Below are 25,864 nucleotides of genomic sequence, written 5' to 3'. Positions count from 1 at the left end.
TTCCATGAAGCCATCCATCCGCCAAAAACTCGACTTGCTGGTCGACCGTCTTGATGAAATCGACCGCATGCTGTCGGCGCCGAGTACGGCCGGCGATATGGACCAGTTCCGCAAACTGTCGCGCGAACGCGCCGAAATCGAGCCCGTGATCATCCAGTTCAATGCCTTTCGCCAGGCCGAAAACGATCTGGCCGAAGCCGAGGCGATGCGCGCCGACCCGGATATGCGCGAGTTTGCCGAAGAAGAAATTGCCAGCGCCAAGGCGCGCTTGCCGGAACTCGAAGTCGAGTTGCAAAAACTCTTGCTGCCGCGTGATCCGAACGATGAAAAGAGCGTCCTGCTCGAAATTCGGGCCGGGACCGGGGGCGACGAATCGGCGCTGTTCGCCGGCGATCTGTTCCGGATGTATTCGCGCTATGCCGAACGCCAGCGCTGGCAGGTCGAAGTCATGTCGGCGAGCGATTCCGAACTGGGTGGTTACCGCGAAATCATCGTCCGCATCGGCGGCAACGGCGCGTATTCGCGACTCAAGTTCGAGTCGGGCGGCCATCGCGTCCAGCGCGTGCCGGAAACCGAAACGCAGGGGCGCATCCACACCTCGGCGTGCACCGTGGCGATCATGCCGGAGGTCGATGAGGTGGAAGATGTGAACCTCAACCCGGCCGACCTGCGCATCGACACCTACCGCGCCTCCGGGGCCGGCGGCCAGCACATCAACAAGACCGATTCGGCGGTGCGTGTCACGCACATTCCGACCGGCATCGTCGCCGAATGCCAGGACGGCCGTTCGCAGCACGCCAACAAGGCGTCGGCCATGAAGGTGCTGGCGGCGCGGATCAAGGATGTCCAGGTGCGCGCCCAGCAGGCGCACATTTCGAGTACCCGCAAGAGCCTGATCGGCTCCGGCGACCGTTCAGAACGCATTCGTACCTACAACTTCCCGCAGGGGCGGATCACCGATCACCGCATCAACCTGACGCTGTACAAGATCGCGGCGATCATGGATGGCGACATGGACGAGCTGCTCGGTGCGCTTGCTGCCGAGCACCAGGCCGACCTGCTGGCCGAACTCGCCGAGCAAAACTGAAAATGACCCTCGGCGAAGCGTTGACCGCGGCACGCAGCAAGATCGACCGGCTCGACGCCCGTCTGTTGCTCGAATACGTCACCGGTTGCACGCACACCGATCTGCTGGCCCGGCCGGAAACGCCGGTCTTTGCCCCGGCTTACGCCCAGTTCGCCGAATGGGTCGAACGCCGGGCGGCTGGCGAGCCGCTGGCCTATCTGGTGGGAGAGGCCGAATTTCGCGGTCGTGTTTTCCAGGTTTCGCCGGATGTGCTGATCCCGCGCCCGGAAACCGAAGTGCTGATCGATCTGGCGCTGGAGCGGCTCAAGGGCATGACCCAGCCGCGCATTCTCGACCTCGGCACCGGCTCCGGCATTGTCGCCATTTCGCTGGCGCTGGAATGCCCATCCGCCCGTGTTGTCGCGGTCGACCTCTCGCCGGGCGCCATTTCGGTGGCGCGCAACAATGCCGGGCGGCTCGGTGCGAATATTGAATTCCGTCAGGGCAGCTGGTTTGAGCCGCTGTCCGGCGAACGTTTTGACCTGATCGTTTCGAATCCGCCTTACGTTGCCGAAGGCGACCCGCATCTGCAGCGCGACGGTCTGCCCTTCGAGCCGCAAATGGCGCTGAGCGATGGCGAGGCTGGCGGCAACGGGCTGGCCTGCATCCGCCAGATTGTCGCTGCGGCCGCCGGCCATCTGCAGCCGGCGAGCTGGCTGTTGTTTGAGCATGGCTACGATCAGGGCGAAGCAAGCCGGAACTTATTGGACGGCGCCGGGTTCAAAGCGGCGTCAACTTATCCCGACCTGGCCGGCATAGACCGTGTTTCAGGCGGACATCTGTAAAACTGGAGAAATCATGTCCGACGTACAAAAACGCATTCACGACACCGTCACCACCAACCCGGTTGTCCTCTACATGAAGGGCGATGCCCGCTTCCCGCAATGCGGTTTTTCCGCCACTGTCGTGCAAATTCTCAAGCTTTGCGGCGTCGAGAACTTTGTCACGGTCAACGTGCTGGCTGACGAAGAAATCCGCAACGGTGTTAAGGAATACGCCAACTGGCCGACCATTCCGCAGCTCTACGTCAACGGCGAATTCGTCGGCGGCTGCGACATCGCCAAGGAAATGTACCAGACCGGCGAACTGCAGCAATTGCTGGCCGAGGTCGCCAAGGCCTGATTGACTTGTCACCCATAACAAAGCCCGCCGATTGGCGGGCTTTCAGACCGCTGACAAAGCCTCCAAGCGATTGGGGGCTTTATTTTTTATAATGTCGGCATGCTCAAACCTGCCTACCCCGCCCAAACGGAACTGGAGATGGTGACGTTGGAGCAATTGGTCCCGAAAGACCACTTGCTCCGGCTGCTCGACCAACACATCCGGTTTGATTTCATTCGTGAAGCGACCCAGCACCTGTATTGCGAGAACAATGGCCGACCGGCGATTGATCCGGTGGTGTTGTTCAAGATGCTGTTTATTGGCTACTTGTTCGGGATTCGCTCCGAGCGCCGGCTGGTGAAGGAAATCGAGGTCAATGTGGCTTACCGCTGGTTTCTCGGCTTTCGGCTGACGGACAAAGTGCCAGATGCCTCGACGCTGTCGCAGAATCGCCGTCGCCGCTTTGTCGGGACGGACATTGAGCAACGCATCTTTGACGGGATTGTCGAGCAAGCCATTGAGCATAAGCTGATTGGCGGGCGGGTGCTGTACACCGACAGTACCCACCTGAAGGCGAACGCGAACAAGCGGCACTTTGAAGTGCATCAGGTTGAGCAAACCCCTGCGGCCTACCTGGCCGAACTGGATGCAGCCATCGAAACGGACCGAGCCGCCGCGGGCAAGAAGCCGCTCAAGCGTGATGACGATGATTCGACACCGCCGATGAAGGAGGTCAAGGTCAGCACGGTCGATCCCGACGCAGGTTTCATGGCCCGCGACAACAAGCCGACCGGCTTCTTCTATCTGGATCACCGGACTGTCGATGGCGTGCATGCTTTGATCGTCGATACCCATGTCACGCCGGGCAATGTCCATGACAGCCAGCCCTACCTTGCCCGCCTGGATCGGGTCATGGAGCGCTTTGATCTGGCCGTGGGCGCCGTCGGGCTGGATGCCGGGTATTTCACCCCGCAAGTCTGCAAGGGCATTCTCGAGCGGGCACTGTTCGGGGTGATGGGCTACAAGCGACCCACACACCGCGATGGCTATTTCTACAAACGGGACTATCTCTACGATGCGGTCCAGGACTGCTACCGCTGCCCGGCCGGGGAGGTTCTACCGTACCGGACGACCAACCGGCTGGGTTATCGCGAATACGCCTCGAACCCGGCGCGGTGTGCCGATTGCGGCGTGCGCGGGCAATGCACGCAGAGCCGGAACCATCAGAAGCTCGTGACCCGACATCTCTGGGAAGGTTTCAAGGAAGCGATCAACGCCAATCGCCTGAGCGACCTGGGCAAACGGCTGTACGCCCGGCGCAAGGAAACAGTGGAGCGCAGCTTTGCCGATGCCAAGGAGTTGCACGGCCACCGTTACGCCCGCTTCCGCGGCTTGGCCAAGGTGCAAGCGCAGTGCCTGCTCTCGGCGGCCTGTCAGAACATGAAGAAGATGGCCCTGTTGCTGGCCCGCAAGGCGGCAGCCTTATTGGCCAAAATCCTCGCACGAACCCGTTTTGCCGCCCCATTCGCCCGCCATCTTTGGCAGATCGGGGTTCCTAACCTGAATTTCAGAATCCGCCTCGCTTCGGCTTGAAGCCAGGAGTCTCCCTGATTTCCAACCAGAAAAACAAAACCCCCGAAAAATCGGGGGTTCGTCAGCAGTCTGAAAGCCCGCCGATTGGCGGGCTTTTTTTTCAGCTCTTGCGACTGATACGTCCAAGAATCGCTTCCGGAATGTTTTTCAGGGGTAACACCTTGTCGACCGCGCCAAGCTTGACCGCCTCCTTCGGCATGCCATAGACGACACAACTGTCTTCATCCTGTCCGATGGTCCAGGCGCCGGCATCGTGCATTTCCTTGAGACCCTTGGCGCCATCATCGCCCATCCCGGTCATGATGATGCCGACCGCATTCCTGCCGGCAAACCGGGCTGCCGAACGGAACAGTACGTCGACCGATGGACAGTGCCGACTGACTGGCGGTCCGTCGACCACATCGACGACGTACTGGGCGCCGTTGCGTTTCAGCATCATGTGCTTGCCGCCGGGGGCAATCAGTGCTCGCCCGGCCATGACCCGGTCACCATGTACCGCTTCCTTGACCTCGATCTGGCACAGCCCGTTGAGGCGCTGGGCGAAGGCTGCGGTGAATTTTTCCGGCATGTGCTGAACGATGACGATGCCGGGGCAGACGCGGGGCAGTGCAGTGAGAACCACCTCCAACGCTTGTGTGCCACCGGTCGAGGTGCCGATGGCGACGATGTTTTCCGTGGTCTGGGCCATCGCCTGGCTCTGGCCTGCGGCGAGCATGACATCGGCTGATAGTTTGGGTGGATTGGCCAAGAGCGGCGTTAGCGTCCGGGCCGGGCCGAGGCGTTTGAGGTTTGCCTTGGAAGCGGCTTTGATTGCGTGGATCAGTTCGCCGGCACTTTCGAGCAGGAACTGGCGCAACGCTGTCTTGGGCTTGGTGACAATGGCGAAAGCGCCTGCCGCGAGCACCTGCATGGCGGTTTCCGAACCGCGCTCGGTTAACGTCGAACAGATGACGACCGGGGTCGGTCGGGTGCTCATGATTTTTTTCAGGAAGGTTACGCCGTCCATACGTGGCATTTCGACATCGAGCACGATGACGTCGGGCCAGGATTTCTGCATTTTCTCCAGGGCGAAGATTGGATCGGGGGCGGTGGCGATGACCTCGATGCCGCTATCTTCAGTCAGGCTGGCTGAGAGCACCTGGCGGACCACGGCCGAGTCATCGACGATCATTACCTTGATGGCAGGCATGTTTTGCTTTCTGTGAATTGAACTTGCTCGGCATGAATGACTGAGTGCCTGAGATGAACATGGCCGCTCCAGACATCGAACAGCAGGTGACGATGGCCATAACCTTCGACGTGTTGAGCGACGCAGGTCAGGCAGTTGTTTTTGAGCAAGGCCAGCGCAGCTTCGACATTTTTCTGGCCAATGTTGTGTGCGTTGCGTCGGGTCAGCTCGGGAAACATGTTGCCACCGCCGAAAACACGCAGGCGAAAATCTGCCGGATTGAGTCCGTTGGCATGAATTTCTCCAAGCATCAGTTGCATTGCCTCATCGGCATAACGTCCATCCGGTCCGTTGCCGCTACGGCAACCGCGGCTCGGCAGCATGAAATGACACATGCCGCCGACGCGTTCCTGCGGATGCCAGAAAACCAGCGAGACACAGGAGCCGAGTACGGTGCGCAGGCGTGTATAGCGATCACCGAAGTAAGTTTCTCCAGGCTGCAGGAAAATTTCGATGACACCATCGGGCTTACGCATCAGGTTTCCGGTAAATCGAGGGGCGAACCGACTTCAGTGCATCGGTAACGCCGTTGAGGCTTTCCGAGTGGCTGATCATGAAATAACCGCCGGGGCGCAGCAAAGGCAGGATGCGTTTGATCACCTGGCGCTTGGTTTCGATGTCGAAATAGATCATCACGTTGCGCAGGAAAATGACATCGAAAGCGCCCAGTTTCGGTAGTGCGTTGTTCAGATTGATCTGGCGGAAGCTGATCCGCTCGCGCAGGGCGGGATTGATCATGATGCTGCCATCGTACTGGCCGATGCCGCGCAGGCAGTGCTTGTGCAACAGATGGCGCGGAATGCCCGTGCAGTCAGTCAGCGGATAGAGACCTCCGGCGGCTTCCTCCAGAACACGCGTACTCAGGTCGGAGGCGACGATTTCCCAAGGCCGCTGACCGAGTACTTCGGCCAGTACCATGGCGATGGTGTAGGGTTCTTCACCACTTGAACAGGCGCCGCTCCAGACACGGAATGGACCGCGCCCGATAGCGCCGGGCAAGATCTGGTCGCGCAGAAAATCGAAATGCTTGTTCTCGCGGAAAAAGTAAGTTTCGTTGGTGGTCAGCAGATCGATGGTGACTTGCAGTTCCTGGATGTCGCGCTGGACCAGTCGAAAATATTCGATATAACTGCCGATCCCGAGCTGGCGCAGGCGTTTCGACAAACGCCCGGCAACCAGGGGCTTCTTGGCATCGCTCAGGCTGATCCCGGCCTGCTGGTAAATCAGCTTGCGGAACAACTGAAACTCGCTATCACCGAGGCTGAACTCACTGCTGCCGGATGTCTTGTTGATTGCCTGAGCCATGCTTTTACTCCGGATCAGACCGCCAGAGCGGTCGTTTCCTGTTGTTCCGCGAGCGACGAGAGACAGGACAGTTCATCGACGGAAAGTACCCGTCCCATGTCGAGCAGAATGACGAAATGGCCTGCGATCTTGCCCATGCCAGAAATGAAGTCGGCCCGAATGCGGGCACCAAAAGCCGGCGGCGGCTCGATTTCAGAGGCCGGGATTTCAAGTACTTCGCTCACGGTGTCGACGACGATCCCGACCACCTGATGCTCGTCTTCGGCACCGAGTTCGATGATGACGATGCAGGTGCGGCGGGTGACTTCGGTAGCGGCAGCACCGAAGCGGGCCTTCAGATCGATGACCGGAACAACGGCGCCGCGCAGGTTGATCACGCCGCGAATGCTCGGCGGCATCATCGGTACCGCCGTAATCTGGCCGTATTCGATGATTTCCTTGACGCTCAGCGTCTCGACCGCAAACATCTCTCCACCCAGCGTGAAGGTCAGATACTGGCGTGGTTCAGCCATCGGCATCGGGGCAGAGGCGGTAACCGGTGCATTCATGGCCTTAGCCCTCGAATTGGACAAAATCAGTGCGCTGGAAGGCCGGTGCTTTGACCTTGGCCGGTGCTGCAGCGCGCGGTGCGCGGCTGGCAGTCTGGCGGCGCTGGCCGTTGTCGACCCGGAAGAATGCCATGGTCTCCGACAGGCTTTCAGCCTGGGAGCTCATTTCCTCCGCCGTGGCGGCCAGCTCTTCCGAGGACGAGGCATTTTGCTGTGTGGCCTGGCTCAACTGCGCCATGGCGGCATTGATCTGACCGACACCGGAGCTTTGCTCATCAGAAGCGGAGGTGATTTCCTGAACCAGGTCCGATGTCTTGGTAATGCTCGGAACGATCTCATCGAGCAGGGCGCCGGCGCGCTCAGCCAGTGCAACGCTGTTCTTGGCTGTTTCACTGATTTCTTGGGCAGCGATCTGGCTACGCTCGGCCAGCTTGCGTACTTCGGCGGCGACGACGGCAAAGCCCTTGCCATGTTCGCCAGCACGAGCAGCTTCGATGGCGGCGTTGAGAGCAAGCAGATTGGTCTGGTAGGCGATGTCATCGACGATGCCGATCTTGTCGGCGATGCTCTTCATGGCCGTCACTGTCGAACGCACAGCTTCGCCGCCTTCGACGGCTTCCTTGGCTGCCTTGCTGGCCATACCATCGGTCAGCTTGGCGTTGTCGCTGTTCTGCGTGACCGAAGCGGCCATCTGCTCCATTGATGCCGAGGTTTCCTCGACGGACGCAGCCTGTTCGGAAGAGGACTGCGACAGGCTCTGGGCCGTTGCCGAGACTTCTTCCGAGGCACCGGCCAGCGATTCAGCCGTCGTACGGACTTCGGAAATCGTCGAGGACAGGCGTTCGACCATGGTCCGCAAGTTGAACAGAAGGCTGTCGTTGTCGCCAGGCTTGGTTTCAACGCGCACCGTCATGTCACCTTCCGACATTGCCTTGATGATGTCGGCAGCGTAGGCCGGCTCGCCACCCAGTTGTTTCATCAGGCTACGGGTGATGAAGAAACCGATCAGGGCAACCGCAATCAGTGTTGCCAGGCCGGTAGCGATGGCAACCCAGCGTGCGCTGGCCTCGGTCGCCGCGGCATCGTCGGATGCTTTTTTACCGAGTTCCGAGTTGTACTGACGATGCTCTTCGAATGAATCCCACAGGCGGGCCATGATGGTCTGATTGACCATGACCAGGTCACGTGCCTCTTCCAGCTTGTTGACTCGCGACAGCACGTAGACCTTTTCACGTAGCTGATCGAAGTCGTTCAGTGCGGCCCGGTCGGCAGCCAGCAGGCTCTTGTCCTTGTCGTCGCTGACCAGTCCTTCATAAACCTTGAGTGCTTCGTCAATTTTCTTGCGATTGGTGGTGATCCGTTCTTCGATCGAGACCATCATTTTGTCGTCGGAGGCCGCAATGTGCTGCCAAAGCAGCGTGCGCATTGCGGCCATCGGGGAAAATGCCTGGTCCAGGGTCAGGATGCTGGGTACGGTATTGACGTTGCCGTAGTTGGCTGAGTTGTACACCCGGTTCATCTGGGTCAGGCCGAGAATGGCGAGAAGAATGATGCCGAATGCTGCGGACAGCACGAGAAAAATCATTTTTTTTGTGACGGTCATGATGGGGTCTCCGGGGAGGTAAGAGGGGGCCGTCGCTATCCGGGCGACGTATTGCGCAAAGGGTTGTAGTGGGCGACGTTGCTTATTGCTGTTCGATGCGGGGCATTTCGGATGCAAGTGCGTTGCGTTCTTGAACGGATGGGTTTGGTGCGGTCAACTGCTTGATCAGGCCAGGAATATCCAGAATCAGCGCAACCTCGCCGCTGCCCAGGATGGTCGAGCCGCCGATTCCCCGGATCTGGCTGAAAACCTTGCCGAGGGGTTTGATGACCGTCTGGAACTCGCCCATCAGTCGATCGACGACCAGTCCGGCCCGCTGTCCGGCGTACTGGACGACGACGACGTTTTCGCGTGCAGGCGCGGCGGCGCTCACTTCAAATTGATCGCGCAGCCGGATGAAGGGCAGTACACCACCCCGCAAATTCAGATAGTCCGGTGCTTTTTGGTCGCAACTCGGGGGCGGTGGCAGTTCTATGCATTCGACCACCATGTCGAGCGGTAGCACGTAGGAGGCGGTGCCGACGCCGACCATGAAGCCGTCAATGATGGCCAGGGTGAGTGGCAGGCGGATACGCACCGTGGTGCCGATTTCTTCCCGGCTTTCGATGTCGACCGTACCGCGCAAGGCGGTGATGTTGCGTTTGACGACATCCATGCCGACACCGCGCCCGGAGAGCTTGCTGACCTGTTCTGCGGTAGAAAAACCGGGCTCGAAGACGAGGTTGAAGATTTCCTTGTCCGACAGTGTCTGGCTTTCGTTGACCAGGCCGCGTTCGATGGCCTTCTGGAGGATGCGTTCCTTCTTGAGGCCGCCGCCATCGTCGCTGACTTCGATCACGATGCTGCCCGATTCGTGGAAGGCATTGAGGCGCAGCTGGCCTTTGGCTGGTTTGCCGCGGGCGAGTCGAATTTCGGCTGGTTCGATGCCGTGATCCATCGAGTTGCGGACAATATGGGTTAGCGGGTCGCCGATCTTTTCGACGACGGTCTTGTCGAGTTCGGTATCACCGCCGCGGATGTCGAGCTCGATATCCTTGCCGATTTCCTTGGCAACATCGCGTACGACGCGGCGGAAGCGATTGAACGTGGCGCCGATCTGGACCATGCGCAAAGTCAGTGCCGAGTCGCGTACATCTTCGACCAGGCGCGAGACCAGCAGGGTCGCTTCGCTGAGCTCGGGGGCCTTGAACTTGCGAGCCACCATGCTGGCGCCGGCCCCCGCGATGATCAATTCTCCGACCAGATCGATCAATTTGTCGAGTTTGGCGGCATCGACCCGGATCAGGCTGCTTTCGGTGTTTTTGACTTCCTTGCCTTGCTGCTCGGCCGCTTCTCCAGGAGCTTCGTTGCCGCTGCTCTCGACTATATTTTCAGTGATGTCGAGGCGGATAATTTCATCTGCATCGAGACTGCCCAGCGCCCGCAGGATCTCACGCATGTCGGGATCCTTGCTCAGATTGCCGACCATCTGGCGATATTCGTCCAGTGGGGCATGCGGCGCGATCAGGTGGATCAGGCAATCGTCACGGATGAAGTCGAAGGCTCCGTCGATTTCGGCCCGGCTGCCAGTGCTGGCAAGCGATAGTTCAAAGCCGAGATAGCAGGCCTCTGGGTCGATTTCGGCCAGCATCGGCACGGCATTGATGATGCTGCGCATGGCGGTGATCTCACCTTGGGTTGCCAGATAACGCAGGATCGAGACGGGGTCCATGCCCTGGCGTAGGACATCCGGGCCAAAGCGCAGGGAAACGTGCCAGTTGGCATTGGCTACGCCATCGCTGCAGGCGCTGGCGGTTGCCGATTCGTGTGCCTCGGTGAGCGCGCCTGGTACGGCCGTATTGCCCAAGTAGCTTTCCAGCTTGGACACCAGTGCTTGACCGGCCGCATTGAGCGAATCATCCGGAACGGCGTGGCTGGCCAGCAGTTCGATCAGTTGCCCCATGTAGTCACCCGCTTTGAGCAGCAGGGCGCCGAGCGTTTCATCGAGCCGGACTTCGTTGTTGCGGACTCGGTCAAGCACGCTTTCGGCGACATGGGTGAAGGCAACGATATGATCCAGTCCGAACAGCCCGGCGCTGCCCTTGATCGTGTGTGCGGCACGGAAAATGGCATTGATCGTTTCTGGATCATTGGGCCGGTTTTCCATGTCGAGCAAGGCGGCTTCCATCTCCTGCAAAAGTTCTCGACTTTCGGCAATGAACGTATGCAGGGCGTCGTCAAAGTTGATACTCATGGCTGTTCCTCCTTGGCCATGTTGCTCAGGTCGGTGTTCAACGACGGCATCAACCGTGTGAAGTCGAACAAGGTGCTGACAGCGGCGCTGCACTGGCCAAACTGCAAGTGGCGACCTTCTATCCCGGCTTGGCGCTGCATGGACAGCAGCAGTTGCAGACCCGCGCTGTCGATCTCGCTGATGTCGGTCAGGTCCACCTGAATGTCATCGTTGCCGGTCATTTCATTCATCAGGCGATCCCGCCATTCTTTGGCGGTGTAGATGGTGAGTTCGCCGGTGATGACGATCTGGCGGCTATGTTGCGGTGAGTCGTGCATGATTTCTCCTCTGTCGGGGGCGGGAAATCAGGGCAGGATCAGCTTGCCGACTGCGGCAAGCATCTGGGCCGGCTGGAATGGCTTGACCACCCAGGCCTTCGCACCGGCTGCCTGTCCTGCCTGTTTCTTCATGTCGCCGGCTTCGGTGGTCAACATGATCACCGGGGTGAATTTGTAGGCCGGCAGCAGTTTGCTTTCCCGGACGAAACTGATGCCGTCCATGTTCGGCATGTTGACGTCGCTGATGATCAGATGGATCTTGCGACCGTCGAGTTTTTTCAAGCCGTCGACACCGTCGCAAGCTTCGATGACGTCGTAACCGGCACCCTTGAGGGCAATGCTGACAACTTGCCGCAGCGAAGTGGAGTCATCGACGATCAGGATGGTTTTTGCCATGGGGATTTCTCCGTATTTCAGAAAAAGGTGATTTCTTCAGCGGCGGCAACTGGCTTGCTGCCACCGTGCTGGAGCTGGTGCTGTTCGGGGGTGGTGAATTTTTCGGACATTTCAGCCAGCCATGCAGTGCTGTCGACTTCTCCGGCCGGGCGACCAGAGGCGGCATCATTGGTCGCATCCTGTACTCGCTGTTCCAGGCGGCGTAAATCAATGCGGACATGATCCAGAACCTGACCAACGCGGTCCTGGAATTGAAGGGCAACCAGCACTTCGGCAATTTCGTGGCCGATATGCTCGCCTTCGCGGGTCAGTGTGTTCGAGTTCTCCACCAAGACCTCGGCGGCATTGCGAAAGCGTGTCACCACATCGCCGATGTGTTGTCCTGAATTACTGATCAGGTTGCGTTCCTGATCCGCATGCTGGTGCGATTTTTCCAGTGTGCTGCTGATGCTTTGATTAACGACGGCAACCGTTTCGGCGATTCTTCGGCCGGTATCGCCCGATAGTGAGGACAGCTTGCGAACCTCGTCGGCTACCACGGCAAAGCCACGCCCGGCCTCCCCTGCCCGGGCGGCTTCGATGGCGGCATTGAGCGCGAGCAGGTTGGTCTGCTTGGCAATTTCGCCGACATCGCGCGCCATTGATTCGAGTTGGCTGGTCATGCCGGAGAGCTCGCGAACCTGCTGCAACAGAATATCCTTGTTGGCCAGCGTGCCTTGCAGATCGGTGATGATGCTGTTCAGTTCGGCCTCGCTGGCGGCGAGCAGACTGACCATGTCGATGCCATCTCCTGTCCGGACCTTGTTGACCGCGCTCTGGATGCGTCCTGAAAGATCGGCAAAACGATTGCTCAGGGCGGTGATCGATTCCTCTGTCTGTGTATGGACGATATCGATCTGGCTGGCCCATAACGGCAGAACCCGCGTGCACAGTTGATCCAGCCCTTGCAGATGTGCTCCGGCAGCCGAGTCGAGTGCTTGCTGCGTTGCGCGGGCCATTTGTTCATGCCAGTGACGGTGCGTTGATTTCTCGGCATGCCGCAACCAGAAAAGGCCGATTGCCGAACACAGCAGGATCGCACTGACTTGCAGAAGCGTGGTGCCGGAAAAGCCCGAGACCAGAATGTTGCCGAGGCAGCCGGCCAGCGTCGGCAAAGCGATGGAAATGCCGATTGCTGTAGTCAATGATGGCAGCGTCTTGTGGCTCATGCTTTTCTCCGTTGGTTTTGGCGCCCCTGGATAAAAGCGCGGATCAGAGGTAGCAACGCGTCCTGGCTGACCGGTTTGCCGAGCAGGATGAGTTCGGTGGGCAATTGCTGGCGCAGCCCGGTGATTGCGTCATGCTTCGGGGCGAGTGCAATCAGCAAGGTACCTGCGAGTGGTGCCGTACCGGTGACATCACCGCGTTGCTGCAGACTCTGTAAATCAAGCGTTTCGAGGTTGGCGATCAGTACATCCGGTGCTTTTTCGCCGAGGCTTAATAAGCTTTCCATGGCGGTTGCCGAGAGCTGGATATCGCTATTCGGGAAGGCTGAGAACAGCAAACGGCCGAGTTCATCGCGGTCGTTCTGTCGGGTTTCGATGATCCGGATTGAGAGAGCATCCTCGCTCTCCAGGTTGGCCGGAATTTTTTGCTGTTCAACCAGCTGGGCGAGTGAGTTGCGCAGGATACGGCGATGCCCGCCCGGTGTTTTCCAAGCTTGCAGCAGGCCATTTTCAACCCAGAGTTGGGCGGCACGAACGCTGATGCCGAGGATCTTGGCAGCTTCGCTGGTCGAGCAGGTCGCAGGGATGGTTGGATTGGTTTTCATGGCTTGGGTTGTCATTTTTGTTCATATTAACATTTTTATTGAATTTAACAATAGAATATTATTTTTGCAGTTTTGAATCTTTTGGGTTGGGCGTGGAAAGATTCTGTACGCCTTGGAGTCGCCTGTTTGCTCAGTCAAAAATATTCTTCGGGAGGGTCTTGATGTGGCTTGGCAATGGTGTCCGGTGGTCGTCCGGTTCAAGGCCAGAGAGGAATCGGTAGCTTCCGTCTTTGTGCACGCCATAAATAAAAAGCCCGCCATAAGGCTAATGCCGTTCACTTAGGTGAGCGGCATTTTTCATTTTGGGGCTTGTGGACAGTTCGCCGAATGGTTAACGTGGCGAACGATGTTGTCCAGCCAGCTCTCCATTACGACAGATGTCATGCCGACGATCGGATTCGATCGTCTGGCGGCTCATTTGCCGTATGAGTGGATTGAGCAGGCGCTCAGCGCGCATGGGGTGGCGAGTGTTCACCGCCGTCGTTTGCCGGCGGAGCAAGTGGTCTGGCTGGTGATCGCCCTGGCATTGTTTCGTCGCCAGTCGATGGAAGAAGTACTCAGCACCCTGGATCTGGCCTTGCCCGACACCCGAATCGAGGCGGTCTGCAAGAGTGCGATCACGCAGGCGCGGGCTCGCCTTGGCCAAGCCCCGCTGCAATGGTTGTTCGAGCAAACGGCCCAAGCCTGGTGCGCACAGGAGAAGGTCGCGAATCAGTGGAAGGGACTTTCGCTATGGGCGGTCGATGGCACCACCTTTCGGGTGCCGGACAGCCCCGAGAACCGCGAATTCTTTGGTGCCCAACGCTACGCCAGCGGCAAAGTGGCCTCCTATCCTCAGGTGCGTGCCGTCAGCCTGACGGCACTGCCCACCCATCTGGTCTCGGCCATCGAGTTTGGCCAATACGGCCAGAACGAAATGCTTTACGCCAAGGCGCTGATCGGTCGGATCGAGGACCATTCCCTGACCGTCTTCGACAAGGGCTTTGTTTCTGCGGAAATATTGTTGGGCTTGAGTGCTGCGGGCACCGAGCGGCATTACCTGATCCCCGCCAAGTCCAACACGCAATACGAAGTCCTGTCGGGAACGCCCGAGGATTGTCGGGTTCGTTTGCGTATATCTCCTCAAGCGCGCGTCAAGGTCCCTGATCTGCCCGAGGCCTGGGAGGCCCGTGCCATTCGAGTCGAGTCGGCCAATGGTCAAAGCCGGGTACTGCTGACCTCATTGTTCGATCGCCGCCGCTTCAAAGCGCAGGATCTGGCGGACTGCTATCGCCGGCGCTGGGAAATTGAAACCAGCTACCGCGAGCTCAAGCAATCGATGCTGGGCGAAGCGCTGACCTTGCGCTCGCGTTTGCCCGAAGGGGTCAATCAGGAAATCTGGGGGGCCTTAATTGCCTACAACCTGATCAGATTTGAAATCGCCAAGGCGGCCACTGAAGCGCGCGTCGCTCCGACCGATCTGAGCTTCCTGCGCGCACTGCACATCATCCAGCACGAACTGATCTGGGCGGCGGGAATGAGTTCGGGGAAACTGCCGTCCCATCTGGCACGCCTGCGTTTGCAGTTGCAGATGGCTATCGTGGAAAAACGACGGGGGCGAAAATGCCCCCGTGTCGTCAAAGCCAGACCGGCTCGTTACGCCGTTCGTCACCTAAAAGAGCCTTAACTGAACTGCATTAGCCGATTGGCGGGCTTTTTCATGGGGCGGAAAACTCAGACTTCTTCGACCAGAAACTCGATATTTGGGCCGTCGGCGACGACTTCCTTGACCGCGCAATGCACGATGCTGTCCAGCACAGCGGCTTTCTGCTCGGCCGTGAAGCCTGCGGGGAAGCGGACTTCGGTCTTGAACTTGGCGAGCGTCAGCGGGCCGCCGGGGCCGGCGAAGGGTTTGCAATTGATTTCGATGCCGGCGGCGGAAGTGCCCAGCGCCTTGCAGGCTTTCTTGGCGAACACGGCGGCGCAGGCGGCCAGTGAGGCGTAGAAGGCTTCCAGCGGATTCATCAGCGAACCGTCGAGGGCATAGTCGGCCTCGAACTTGCTGGTGGTGACCTTGATGCGCGGGGTGCTGTCGACAACGGTGGCGTACATGCTGATCTTCCTTGGTGGTTATTGTTGGGGTTGGCTGCGCTGTATTGGCAACCACGTATATAATAAACCACTAATATTAATGGCGCAAAAAAACCGCCGGGTTGAGCCGGCGGTTCTGTTGTTGATTCGGTGGTTTAGCCGAGGCGCTGGCGGGCCCGGATGACGGCGGCCTTGACCTGTTCCGGTGCGGTGCCGCCGATGTGGTTGCGGCTGGCCAGCGAGCCTTCCACGGTCAACACCGCGAAAACGTCGTTTTCCACCTGCGGGCAGAAGGCGCGGATTTCTTCCAGCGTCAGTTGCGGCAGGTCGACGCCTTTGGCTTCGGCGGCCTTGACGGCGTGGCCGACCGCTTCGTGCGCGTCGCGGAAAGGCAGGCCCTTCTTGACCAGGTAGTCGGCGAGGTCGGTCGCCGTGGCGAAGCCCTGGGTCAGCGCGGCCTTCATGTTGTCGGCGCGCACCGTGATGCCGCCGGCCATGTCGGCGAAGATACGCAGGGTGTCGGTGACGGTGTCGACGGCGTCGAACAGCGGCTCTTTATCTTCCTGGTTGTCCTTGTTGTAGGCCAGCGGCTGCGACTTCATCAGGGTCAGCAGACTCATCAGCTGGCCATAGACGCGGCCGGTCTTGCCGCGTGCCAGTTCGGGAACGTCCGGGTTCTTCTTCTGCGGCATGATCGACGAGCCGGTGCAGAAGCGGTCGGCAATCTGGATGAAGCCGACGCGCGGGCTCATCCACATCACCAGTTCTTCGGACAGGCGGCTGATGTGCATCATCAGCAGCGCGCAGGCCGAGGTGAATTCGATGGCGAAGTCGCGGTCGGAGACGGCGTCCAGCGAGTTCTCGCAGACGCCTTCGAAACCGAGCTGCTCGGCGACGAATTCGCGGTCGATCGGGTAGGTCGTGCCGGCCAGTGCGGCAGCGCCCAGCGGCAGACGGGCGACGCGCTTGCGGCAGTCGGCGAAGCGCTCGCCGTCGCGGCCGAACATTTCGAAATAGGCCAGCATGTGGTGGCCGAAGGTGACCGGCTGGGCGACCTGCAGGTGCGTGAAGCCGGGCATCGCGGTCGACGCTTCTTTTTCGGCCAAATCGACCAGTGCACCGCGGAAAGCCTTGAGCAGCAGCTGGATATCGTCGATTGCGTCACGCAGGTAGAGACGGATGTCGGTGGCCACCTGGTCGTTGCGCGAGCGGCCGGTGTGCAGGCGCTTGCCGGCATCGCCGACCAATGCCGTCAGGCGCTTTTCGATATTCAGATGCACGTCTTCGAGGTCGAGCGACCATTCGAACTTGCCCGACTCGATTTCCTCGGTGACGATGGCCATGCCGCGCTCGATGTCGGCCAGGTCGGCGGCGGCGATGATGCCCTGCTTGGCCAGCATGCGGGCGTGCGCCAGCGAGCCGCGGATATCCTGGCGCCACATGCGCTGGTCGAAGTCGACGGAAGCGGTGTAGCGTTTGACGAGATCGGAAACCGGCTCGGAGAAGCGTCCGGCCCAGGTGTATTGCGTGGCGTTGGAAGTCATGTCTTTGGTCTAGAATCGGGAAATCAGGCGCAAATTGCACAGAGAATGACAAGTATACGGCACTTTCCCGCGACGCACCCCCTGCCCGACTGGCGTAATTTCGGGGTGATGCTGCGCGCCTTGCTCGGAATCAACGGGCTGGCGCTGGTTGCGGCCCTCGTGATGTCGCCCGGATTGTCCGGCTGGCTGGCGAGTTACATTGACCTGGCGGCCATCGTCGAGCCCTTGCTGCTGATTTGCCTCGGCTTGCTGGCCTTCGTCCGTGATCTGCTCTGGCGCCTGCCGCTGCGCCTCGGGCAGGCGCTGGTCCTGGCGCTGGCCGGTACTCTTGCCCTCGTGCTTTTTGCCTACTGGCAGTCAATCGCCTTGAGCGATGCGGTGAGTCCGGGCCGTGCGGCCTTGCTGGCGATGATTGCCGCGGCGTTTCTGCTCGGCTATTTCGAATTGCGTGCCCGGGCTTTCTCGCCGGCCCAGAGCGAGGCCCGGCTGGCCGCGCTGAATGCCCGTATCCGGCCGCATTTCCTGTTCAATTCATTGAATGCCGTGCTGTCGCTGATCCGCGCCCGGCCGCAGCAAGCCGAGGCGGCGCTGGAGTCGCTTTCCGACCTGTTTCGTGCGGCGATGCGCGACCCCGGCGAACTGGTCAGCCTGGCCGATGAAATCGCGCTCGGCAAGCAATATCTCGAACTGGAACATCTGCGTCTGGGCGAGCGTCTTGCGGTCGACTGGCAAATCGGCCCAGTTTTCATGGGCCTGCCAATTCCGCCATTGATGCTGCAGCCCTTGCTGGAAAATGCCGTTTATCACGGCATCGAGCCGGCGCCCGATGGCGGTACGGTTCGGATCGAGATCAATCAGCGTGGCGATGCTCTGTGGATCGCCATTGCCAATCCGACCGTCGGTCAGGTCCAGCATGCCGCTGGCAACCAGATTGCCGTTGCCAATATCCGGGAACGCCTGGCCTTGTATTACGATCTCGAAGCCCGGCTTGAAATCGAGACGGGCGATCAACGTTACGAGGTCCGCATCATCCTGCCATGCCGTCAGAAAGCCGCTTGAAAATCCTGATCGTCGATGACGAGCCGCTGGCTCGGGCTCGCTTGCGCGAGCTGCTCGGCGACATCGCCAGCCAGCTGCCGACCGAGATTGTCGGTGAGGCCGGCAATGGCCTGGCGGCGCTCGATTTTTTGCGTGATCACGCGGTCGACGTCGTGCTGGCCGATATTCGCATGCCGGGGATGGACGGCATCGAGCTGGCGGGTCACCTCGGCTCGCTGGCCCGGCCGGTGGCGGTCATTTTTACCACGGCTTATGACAATTACGCAGTCCAGGCATTTGACCTGAATGCGCTCGATTACCTGCTCAAACCGGTGCGTACCCAGCGCCTGCTGACCGCCTTGCAGAAAGTCGGTAACCCGTTGCCGGATGCCGCCCTGCTGGCCGACATCGGGCACAAGGTACGCGGCAGCGGACGAAGCCATCTGTCGTCGCACGAGCGGGGCCGCTTGCTGCTGGTGCCGGTGGCCGAGGTGCTTTATTTCCGGGCCGACACCAAATATGTCACCGCCCGGACGGTCGACCGCGAATATCTGCTCGACGATAGCCTGACGCATCTTGAAGCCGAGTTTGCCGAACGTTTTATTCGCCTGCATCGGGCCGTGCTGGTTGCCCGGACAGCCATCGCCGGTTTTGAAAAAGCAGCCGGCGACGATGCGGAGGCTTATGGCTGGGCATTGCTCAGTGGCGTGCCGGATCGATTGCCGGTTAGTCGCCGGCAGTGGGCGCCGGCCAAAGCCCTGGTTCTGCAGTCATGATTTCATTGAAAGGAAGGCTGACTTGAGCCAGATTTGTCCCCATTGCGCCTACATCCGGAAAAGTAGCGACCAGGCGCCGGATTGGCAGTGTCCGTCATGTTCCAGGGCGTATGCCAAATCCGGTCGTGAATCGGCTCCGGCCAGCCTGCGCCCGTTGCCGGCTTCCAGCGAAACAAGCCGCGGTGCCGGCCGCTGGTTGATGCTCCTGCTGATCAGTGTCTTGCTGCTCTGGTTTGGCCGCCCTTACTGGCAGGCGAAGACGGCGCCGATGGCGATGTCGGCCGAGGCCGGTCAGCCGGAAGTTATCCTTTATGCCACCGAATGGTGCGGCTACTGCAAGATGACGCGGGCGTTCTTTCAGGCGAACGGGATTCGCTATACCGAACGCGATATCGAGCAGAGTTCGAGTGCGCTCAGCGAGCACCGGAAACTGGGGGGTAACGGTGTTCCGCTGATCGTGGTTGGCGAAGCGTTGATCAACGGCTATAACGAAGCTGCTTTGCGTCAGCTGTTGAAGCCCTGGTTGAAGGGATAGTTTCGGGCCGGCAACGCATATTCAGGGAGAGTGACATGCCGCATGAATTGTTTCGGCCTCACGGCCAGTATCAGGCTGTGGTCGAGGGGCCGTTTCTGATTGCCACGGTCAGCGGCTCATGGAATATCGAAATGCATCAGGAGTGCGGCCGGCAGTCGCAGCCGCTGGTTGAACAACTGGAAGCGACGGGAAAACCATGGGGCTCGATCGTCATCCTGACCGATACCATGGTCTCGAGCCTCGACGTGATCAAGGCGGGACGGCAGGCGGTGGCCGAGAACAAGGGGCGTTCGCGTTTGCTTGCCCTGGCCTGGGTGATTGCGCCAGATGTCGAGGGCTATGCCTTGCTGTTGCCGACCTATCGTGCGATGTATGAAGGCCTGCTGGTATCGGCAGTGTTTCCCTCGGTCGAGCCAGCCAAAGTCTGGCTGGCTGAGGTGCTTCGCGCCGCCGAGGCTTAGTCGCTGCGGCTGACGCGCCCCAGGATGCGGGCTTCGTCCAGCCATTTCGGAATTGCCTGCAGACTGAGCGGACGGGCGTAGAAGTAGCCCTGGGCAATGCCGCAGCCGAGTTCGACCAGCAGATCCGAAGTGCTCTCGTCTTCAATGCCTTCGGCAATGCTGATCAGGCCGAGCGAGCGGGCCAGATTGACCGAGGTCTGGACAATTTCGCGCCGGCGTGGAGAAACCAGTATTTCCTGGATGAAGGTCTGGTCGATTTTCAGGCAGGAAATCGGCAAGGTGTTGAGGTAATCGAAGCTGGCGTAGCCCGTGCCGAAGTCGTCGAGGGCAATCGCGACGCCCGTTGCCGCCAGTTTTTGCAATACATCCTTGGCGCTCGGCAGGTCTTCGATGACGGCCGATTCGGTCAGCTCGATTTGCAGTTCATGGGGCGGAATGCCGCCTTCGTCGAGAAAGCGGGCAATCGACTCGACAATCTGCGGATTGCCCAGTTCGGCCGGTGAAAGATTGACGCTGATGAAGGGCGTATTGAGTGCGCCGGGCTGGCAATAGCTGCGCAGGACCGGCCAGTCGTTCATCGCACGTTGCAGGACCCACAGACCGAGCGGGTGGATCAGGCCGGTCTTTTCGGCCAGGCTGATCAGTTTGGTCGGCATGACACTGCCGAGCAGCGGGTGCTGCCAGCGGATGAGCGCCTCGAAGCCGATCAGGTTGCGTTCCGGCAGGCTGATCAGCGGTTGGTAGGCCAGTTCCAGCAGGCCGTTGGCCATGGCATGGGTCAGGTCCTGGGCCAGCATCAGCGTCAGGTTGGCAGCGTCGCTGTCGAGGGCAGCCTCGGGATTGAGCCCCGGCATGTTTTCGTGGCCGCTGCGGTTGCGGAAACGTTCGAGCAGGAGCATCAACAGGTGGCGGATGACCGGATCGGTTCGCTTGAGGAGTTCCTGGACGTGTGCCCGTTCAATGCGCATCAAGGTGGTCGGCGCCAGGGTCAGGACGGTCGCCGTTCGCGGCAACTGGTCGAGCAGGGCGACTTCGCCAAAAATTTCGCCGGCGCTCAGGACGGCAATACGGATGCCTTCCTGCGACAGGACTTCGACCGATCCAGTTTCGATCAGGTAGGCCGAATCGCCGGGTGTTCCTGCCTGGCAAATGACATGGCCGGCAGGGAGATGTTCTCGCGGCAAGGCATTTGACATGGCATTCAACTCGTTGGCGGGTAAAGGATGAACGATAGCATTTTCAGCAAGGAAAAGCCTGCTGGTCGGGCTCTCGGGGATTTTGGGCGGCCGAGGATGGGGGGCATAAACAGGCTCGGCCGCTCATGGTGCTCAGCCCAGTGAGCGGGTCACGACTTCGAGCACATCGCGCGACAGGCCGGCGTGGTCGCGGATGCTTTCGAGCGCTTGTCGGGCATGTTTCTGGCGTTCGCCATCGAACTTTTTCCAGCGGTCGAAGCAGCGTGCCAGGCGTGAGGCAACTTGCGGATTGCGGGCATCAAGCTCGATCGTTTTGGCCGCCATGAAGGCATAGCCCTCGGGCGAGTGGAAACGGGCTGGATTGGCGCCGAAATTGCGCAGCAGGGCGTAGACCTTGTTCGGATTGCCGATGTCGAAAGCCGGATGGTTGGTCAGGTTTTTGACAATTTCCAGCGTATTCGGCAGTCGACCGGCGGATTGCACGGCCAGCCATTTATCGACGACCAGCGCCTCGTTTTGCCAACGGTCGTAGAACTCGGCCAGGGCGGTGCTCCGTTCTGCCGAGTCGTTCTGAGCCAGCGCGGCGAGTGCGGCAAACTGGTCGGTCATGTTGTCGGCGGTGCGGAACTGCTGGAGTGCCAGCTGGCGCACGGCGTCGGTATCCAGTTCGAGCAGGTAGGAAAGGCAGATGTTGCGCAGGGCGCGCCGACCGGCTTGTTCACTGCTCGGCGCATAGGCGGCATTCGGTGCGAGGGCGGCGTAGAGGCCGGTCAGTTCGCCTTCGAGTTCTTCGGCGAGATGGCGGCGCAGGCCGTTTCGGGCGGCGTGCAGCGCCTCGGGATCGACGATCTCAAGCGCTTCGGCCAGCGTCGATTCGCCGGGCAGGACCAGGGCTTCGGCAACGAAGGCGGCGCCGCGCTGGGCTTGCGTCTGGAGCAGGCGACGCAGTGCCTGGACGAAGCTTTCCGGCCAGACCGGTGCGCGCCCGGCGGCAATCGCTGCGGTGGCGTCGAGAATCAGCTGCGCGGCCAGGCGCTGGCCGGCTTCCCAGGCGTTGAACGGATCATCCTCGTTGGCCAGCAGCAGCGTCAGCTGGGCCGGTGTGTAGGCGAAATCGAGGATGACCGGCGCCGAAAAATCGCGCAATAACGAAGGCACGGGTTCGCTCTTGAGATTGTCGATGTGGAATTGCTGGGTCGTCTCGCTCAGGTGCAGCGTCTGCTCGCTGCCGGCCAGCAGGTGGCCTTCCTGGCTGAACAGTGCGACACGAACCGGAATCAGGTAAGGCGCGGCATCGCTGGCGCGCGGGTTGGATTGCGTGAAGGTCAGCGTGTAGCGTCCGGCACCGTTGTTGAATTCGGCATCGAAAACGCCGTCGACCGCGACATGCGGCGTACCCGGCTGGTTGTACCAGCGCATGAACTGTGTGAAGTCGAAGCCGCTGGCGGCAGCCATCGCGGCGACAAAATCCTCGCAGGTCACGGCCTGGCCGTCGTGGCGGCGGAAATATTCATCCATGCCGGCACGGAAACCATCGCGGCCGATCAGCGTCTGGATCATGCGGATCACTTCGGCGCCTTTTTCATAGACCGTGGCAGTGTAGAAATTGTTGATTTCGACAAAGCTGCTTGGCCGGATCGGGTGTGCCATCGGGCCGGCATCTTCCGGAAACTGCGCGGCGCGCAGGCCGCGGACTTCACGGATGCGGGCGGTCTGGCGATTGTGCAGGTCGGCGCCGAATTCCTGGTCGCGGAAGACGGTCAGGCCCTCCTTCAGCGACAGCTGGAACCAGTCGCGGCAGGTCACGCGGTTGCCGGTCCAGTTGTGGAAATATTCGTGGGCGACAACGCGGTCGATATTCTCGAAGTCAGTATCCGTCGCGACATCGGCGCGAGCGAGCACATACTTCGTGTTGAAAATGTTGAGGCCCTTGTTCTCCATCGCACCCATGTTGAAGTCGCCGACCGCGACGATCATGTAATGGTCGAGATCGCATTCGAGGCCGAAGCGTTGTTCATCCCACTGCATCGATTTCTTGAGGGCTTCCATGGCGTGCGGGCACTGGTCGAGCTTGCCCGGTTCGACGTAGATGGCGAGCTGCACCGTGCGACCGGAGGCGGTCTGGAATGTGTCGAACAGGCCATCGAGCTTGCCGGCGACCAGCGCGAACAGGTAGGCCGGCTTCTTGAACGGGTCGGCCCATTTCGCCCAGTGGCGGCCGTCGGCTTCTTCTCCTGTCGCCACGGGGTTGCCGTTGGCCAGCAGCACCGGGTAAGTCGCCTGGTCGGCGTGCAGCGTCACCGAGTATACGGACATGACGTCCGGGCGGTCGAGGAACCAGGTGATGCGACGGAAACCCTGCGCTTCGCATTGCGTGAAATAGCCGTCCTTGGAGCGGTACATGCCGGACAGGCGGGTGTTCTTGTCCGGGCAGATGCGGACGACGGTGCGCAGCGTGAAGGCGTCCGGCAGCGTGTCGATGGTCAGCGTGCCGGCGCTTGCCGAAAACGGCACATTCTGGCCGTCGACCGTGACGCTCAGCGTTTCCAGGTCTTCACCGTCGAGCATCAGCGGCTGGCTGGCGACGGTCGGATTGCGCCGCATGGCCAGTGTCGAGGTGACGACGGTACTGCCGGTTTCGATGTTGAAATCGAGGTCGACCGTATCGATCAGGTAGGCCGGTGCGCTGTAATCCTTGAGGTAAATCGTCTGCGGGGTTTCGGTTTTCATTGTTTTGGGCTGCGTGGGACAAGAACGCCCGATGATACGTCAAGCGCCTGTTGCCCCGCATAGCAAAAGGCGCCAGCCGGGTGGGTGCGACTTTATGTCGCAGTCTTCGGGCGGAGTTTTTCCATAGAATGGCGGCCTCTAAAAATAAAGTGCCTATGAATCAGTGTTTTATTGATTTCTTATGGTGATTTCGGGGTTTCGTAAATGTTCCAGATCAAGACATCCGCTCTCTTTCTTTCGCTGGCTTTTGCCGCTGTCGGGCATGCGGCCGACAACGATGCCGTGGTGACCCTTGGCGAAGTCAAGGTCAATAGCGCAGCGAATGGTCCGCTGGCGCTTAAAAGCGTGCTGACCTCGGTCAATGTGCTGGGCGGTGACCGTATCCAGCAGGAAAACGTGTCGGGAACCTGGCAGCTTTTCAACCAGATGCCCGGCGTCATGCTGACCGAGTTCCGTCAGGGAACCACGTCGGGCAAGTTCTCGATGCGCGGCTTCAATGGCGAGGGGACGGTCAATGCCGTCAAGCTGCTGATCGATGGCATCCCGAGTAACAGCAACGACGGCAACATGCCTTATCTGGATATGGTCTTTCCACTCGATATCGAAGCCATCGAGCTGGTCAAGGGAACCAACGATCCGCGTTATGGCCTGCACAATATTGCCGGCAATGCCAACCTGGTGACGACCATCGGGGGTAACGATACCCAGGCCCGGCTGCGTGTCGGCAGTTTCAATACCACGGAAATCCAGCTGGCCAAGGGGATCGATAACGGTAGCTTCAGCCAGAATTATTTCGTCGCTCACCAGGCCACGGATACGCATCGCGATCATGGCGAATCGGGCAAGACGGCGCTGGCCGGGAAGTGGTTCTTCACACCCGATGCAGCCACCCGCTTTGGCGTGATTGCCCGTCTCTACAAACATGAAGCGGACGAACCCGGTTATCTGCGTCAGTCGGTGGCACGCAGCAGTCCGGAATCGTCGGGTACGCACTCGGCCTTTGACGAAGGCAAGCGCGAGCTTGCCCAGTTGAGTGCGCATTTCGACCGTTCGCTGAGCGACACCGTGTTCTGGTCGACCAAGGCCTACCTCAACCATATCGATGACCAGCGTTTCGTGCGTTTCAGCGACGATACTGCGGTCAACCGCCAGCAAGAGCGTTTTGTCCAGGAAACCCACACCGGCGCGATGACCTCGCTGACCTGGCGGGCCACCGAGCAGCTTGCGCTGGAAGGCGGCCTCGATGCGCAGTGGCAAAAAAACGAAAGCCGCCGCTACCGGACGCAGGAGCAGGTTCGCCTCGGGCAGACGCGCAATCAGGCTTTCGATTTCGACATCTACGGTGCTTATGTGCAGGCCGTCATCAAGGCGACCGACCGACTGCGCATCATTCCCGCTTACCGCGTTGATCAGGTGTACGGCAGCATGCGTTCGGAAAACGTGACCGGTTCGTTTACCAACGGCCAGTTTTCCAATTTCGATGTCTTCGATTACGGCCTCATTTCTCAGCCCAAGCTGAGTGCGATGTTCGACCTGACGCGTTCGCTCAGCCTGTACGGCAACTGGGGGCGTTCTTTCCAGGTTGCCGTTGGTGCCGGCAGCTATCAGAGCGCGACGCAAAGAACCGATCTGCAGGTCTCGATCAATGATGGCTGGGAGTTCGGCCTGAAATGGAAGGATGCGGGCCGGCTGGAAGGGCGGATTGCCACCTGGGAGCAGACCGCCAGCAATGAATTCGGTCGCAAACTGAATGATCCGGCCAACGCGTCCGAAAACATCGGCAAGACACGCCGCCAGGGCGTCGATCTCGAAGCCCGGCTCAAGGCGTCGGACAGTGTCGGTCTGTGGGCCGGCTATTCCTGGCAGAAGGCAAAGATTATCGAGGCGGATACCGCCAGCCTGGCAACGCTGGGCAAGGAAGTCGATCACGTGCCGCACCATCTGCTGGGCCTCGGCGTCGATTACCAGGCAACGCAAGCCTTGCGGCTCTCGCTGTGGGGCAACGCGCAGAGCGCTTACTACGTCGAGCGACAGAACACCCAGGGCCAGTTTGGCAGCTACGCCTTGTTCAATGTCTCGGCCAATTACCAGTACAGCAAGGAAGTCGCCTTCCAGTTGCAGGTCCGCAACCTGGCCGATCGTTACTACGAGTACGTCTGGTATGACAGCTCGATTTCGCCCAATACCCAGCATGGCCCGGGTGAAGGTCGCGCCATCTACGGCGCGGTCAATCTCAAGTTCTGAGGCGGGTGGG

The 25,864-nt window shown here is 60.0% G+C and carries 24 protein-coding genes; 10 read left to right on the top strand and 14 right to left on the bottom strand.

Annotated features, from left to right (window positions below; genetic code table 11):
• Positions 1 to 4 precede the first annotated feature (4 nt).
• The 4 genes from prfA to KI614_RS13950 all read left to right on the top strand — a co-directional run bounded on the left by prfA (position 5) and on the right by KI614_RS13950 (position 3,820).
• Positions 5 to 1,087, top strand: coding sequence for a peptide chain release factor 1 (gene prfA / locus KI614_RS13965; protein WP_226406317.1), 1,083 nt, complete (start codon positions 5 to 7; stop codon positions 1,085 to 1,087).
• Between the two features lie 2 nt (positions 1,088 to 1,089).
• Complete coding sequence (gene prmC / locus KI614_RS13960) at positions 1,090 to 1,911, top strand: peptide chain release factor N(5)-glutamine methyltransferase (protein ID WP_226406315.1); 822 nt, start codon at positions 1,090 to 1,092, stop codon at positions 1,909 to 1,911.
• A gap of 13 nt (positions 1,912 to 1,924) precedes the next feature.
• Positions 1,925 to 2,248: a Grx4 family monothiol glutaredoxin gene (gene grxD, locus KI614_RS13955; protein WP_226406313.1), complete on the top strand. Its 324-nt coding sequence runs from the start codon at positions 1,925 to 1,927 to the stop codon at positions 2,246 to 2,248.
• Positions 2,249 to 2,347: 99 nt separating this feature from the next.
• Positions 2,348 to 3,820, top strand: coding sequence for an IS1182 family transposase (locus KI614_RS13950; protein ID WP_226405571.1), 1,473 nt, complete (start codon positions 2,348 to 2,350; stop codon positions 3,818 to 3,820).
• A gap of 100 nt (positions 3,821 to 3,920) precedes the next feature.
• Here the strand turns inward: KI614_RS13950 and KI614_RS13945 are convergent, their stop codons facing one another.
• From KI614_RS13945 to KI614_RS13900, 10 genes are all read right to left on the bottom strand, one after another.
• A complete protein-coding gene (locus tag KI614_RS13945; protein WP_226406311.1) occupies positions 3,921 to 5,009 on the bottom strand; it encodes a protein-glutamate methylesterase/protein-glutamine glutaminase in 1,089 nt (362 codons plus the stop codon).
• Entirely contained in the window at positions 4,991 to 5,524 is a 534-nt protein-coding gene (locus KI614_RS13940; protein ID WP_226406302.1) for a chemotaxis protein CheD, read from the bottom strand. The genes KI614_RS13945 and KI614_RS13940 overlap by 19 nt, the downstream gene beginning before the upstream one ends.
• Positions 5,517 to 6,353, bottom strand: a complete 837-nt coding sequence (locus tag KI614_RS13935) for a CheR family methyltransferase (protein WP_226406301.1) — start codon at positions 6,351 to 6,353, stop codon at positions 5,517 to 5,519. Before KI614_RS13935 ends, KI614_RS13940 begins: the two co-directional genes overlap by 8 nt.
• A 14-nt stretch (positions 6,354 to 6,367) precedes the next feature.
• Entirely contained in the window at positions 6,368 to 6,901 is a 534-nt protein-coding gene (locus tag KI614_RS13930) for a chemotaxis protein CheW (RefSeq protein WP_226406300.1), read from the bottom strand.
• A 4-nt stretch (positions 6,902 to 6,905) separates the two neighbouring features.
• Positions 6,906 to 8,504, bottom strand: coding sequence for a methyl-accepting chemotaxis protein (locus KI614_RS13925; protein WP_226406299.1), 1,599 nt, complete (start codon positions 8,502 to 8,504; stop codon positions 6,906 to 6,908).
• Between the two features lie 82 nt (positions 8,505 to 8,586).
• Complete coding sequence (locus KI614_RS13920) at positions 8,587 to 10,737, bottom strand: chemotaxis protein CheA (RefSeq protein ID WP_226406298.1); 2,151 nt, start codon at positions 10,735 to 10,737, stop codon at positions 8,587 to 8,589.
• Positions 10,734 to 11,054 carry a lipid asymmetry maintenance protein MlaB gene (locus KI614_RS13915; RefSeq protein WP_226406297.1) on the bottom strand — a complete coding sequence of 107 codons (321 nt, stop codon included), beginning with the start codon at positions 11,052 to 11,054 and terminating at the stop codon, positions 10,734 to 10,736. The genes KI614_RS13920 and KI614_RS13915 overlap by 4 nt, the downstream gene beginning before the upstream one ends.
• A gap of 27 nt (positions 11,055 to 11,081) precedes the next feature.
• Positions 11,082 to 11,450 carry a response regulator gene (locus KI614_RS13910; protein WP_226406296.1) on the bottom strand — a complete coding sequence of 123 codons (369 nt, stop codon included), beginning with the start codon at positions 11,448 to 11,450 and terminating at the stop codon, positions 11,082 to 11,084.
• Positions 11,451 to 11,467: 17 nt separating this feature from the next.
• Positions 11,468 to 12,658 carry a methyl-accepting chemotaxis protein gene (locus KI614_RS13905; RefSeq protein WP_226406294.1) on the bottom strand — a complete coding sequence of 397 codons (1,191 nt, stop codon included), beginning with the start codon at positions 12,656 to 12,658 and terminating at the stop codon, positions 11,468 to 11,470.
• Positions 12,655 to 13,275 carry a MerR family transcriptional regulator gene (locus tag KI614_RS13900; protein WP_226406292.1) on the bottom strand — a complete coding sequence of 207 codons (621 nt, stop codon included), beginning with the start codon at positions 13,273 to 13,275 and terminating at the stop codon, positions 12,655 to 12,657. Before KI614_RS13900 ends, KI614_RS13905 begins: the two co-directional genes overlap by 4 nt.
• 331 nt (positions 13,276 to 13,606) lie before the next feature.
• Between KI614_RS13900 and KI614_RS13895 the strand changes: the two genes are divergently transcribed.
• A complete protein-coding gene (locus KI614_RS13895) occupies positions 13,607 to 14,926 on the top strand; it encodes an IS4 family transposase (RefSeq protein WP_226406291.1) in 1,320 nt (439 codons plus the stop codon).
• 47 nt (positions 14,927 to 14,973) lie between these two features.
• Here the strand turns inward: KI614_RS13895 and KI614_RS13890 are convergent, their stop codons facing one another.
• Both KI614_RS13890 and argH read right to left on the bottom strand, forming a co-directional pair.
• Complete coding sequence (locus tag KI614_RS13890) at positions 14,974 to 15,351, bottom strand: OsmC family protein (protein WP_226406290.1); 378 nt, start codon at positions 15,349 to 15,351, stop codon at positions 14,974 to 14,976.
• 134 nt (positions 15,352 to 15,485) lie between these two features.
• Entirely contained in the window at positions 15,486 to 16,874 is a 1,389-nt protein-coding gene (argH, locus tag KI614_RS13885; protein ID WP_226406289.1) for an argininosuccinate lyase, read from the bottom strand.
• A 45-nt stretch (positions 16,875 to 16,919) separates the two neighbouring features.
• Here argH and KI614_RS13880 point away from each other — a divergent pair, with 45 nt between their 5' ends.
• From KI614_RS13880 to KI614_RS13865, 4 genes are read left to right on the top strand one after another with little or no spacing between them, the layout of a single operon-like run.
• Positions 16,920 to 17,933 carry a sensor histidine kinase gene (locus tag KI614_RS13880; RefSeq protein WP_226406288.1) on the top strand — a complete coding sequence of 338 codons (1,014 nt, stop codon included), beginning with the start codon at positions 16,920 to 16,922 and terminating at the stop codon, positions 17,931 to 17,933.
• A complete protein-coding gene (locus KI614_RS13875) occupies positions 17,912 to 18,688 on the top strand; it encodes a LytR/AlgR family response regulator transcription factor (protein ID WP_226406281.1) in 777 nt (258 codons plus the stop codon). The genes KI614_RS13880 and KI614_RS13875 overlap by 22 nt, the downstream gene beginning before the upstream one ends.
• 22 nt (positions 18,689 to 18,710) lie before the next feature.
• A complete protein-coding gene (locus tag KI614_RS13870; RefSeq protein WP_226406280.1) occupies positions 18,711 to 19,223 on the top strand; it encodes a glutaredoxin family protein in 513 nt (170 codons plus the stop codon).
• A 35-nt stretch (positions 19,224 to 19,258) separates the two neighbouring features.
• Positions 19,259 to 19,684: a hypothetical protein gene (locus KI614_RS13865; RefSeq protein WP_226406279.1), complete on the top strand. Its 426-nt coding sequence runs from the start codon at positions 19,259 to 19,261 to the stop codon at positions 19,682 to 19,684.
• Here KI614_RS13865 and KI614_RS13860 read toward each other — a convergent pair.
• Complete coding sequence (locus KI614_RS13860; RefSeq protein ID WP_226406278.1) at positions 19,681 to 20,880, bottom strand: EAL domain-containing protein; 1,200 nt, start codon at positions 20,878 to 20,880, stop codon at positions 19,681 to 19,683. The genes KI614_RS13865 and KI614_RS13860 overlap by 4 nt on opposite strands.
• Before the next feature lie 132 nt (positions 20,881 to 21,012).
• Entirely contained in the window at positions 21,013 to 23,610 is a 2,598-nt protein-coding gene (pepN, locus tag KI614_RS13855; protein ID WP_226406277.1) for an aminopeptidase N, read from the bottom strand.
• 204 nt (positions 23,611 to 23,814) lie between these two features.
• On the opposite strand from pepN, the gene KI614_RS13850 reads away from it, so the two are divergent.
• The gene (locus KI614_RS13850) at positions 23,815 to 25,854 is read left to right on the top strand and encodes a TonB-dependent receptor (RefSeq protein ID WP_226406275.1); all 2,040 of its coding nucleotides are present in this window, start codon (positions 23,815 to 23,817) and stop codon (positions 25,852 to 25,854) included.
• Positions 25,855 to 25,864 lie beyond the last annotated feature (10 nt).

Source organism: Dechloromonas denitrificans (assembly GCF_020510665.1).
GTDB lineage: Bacteria > Pseudomonadota > Gammaproteobacteria > Burkholderiales > Rhodocyclaceae > Azonexus > Azonexus denitrificans_B.
This window is presented reverse-complemented; position numbering and strand designations above follow the sequence as displayed.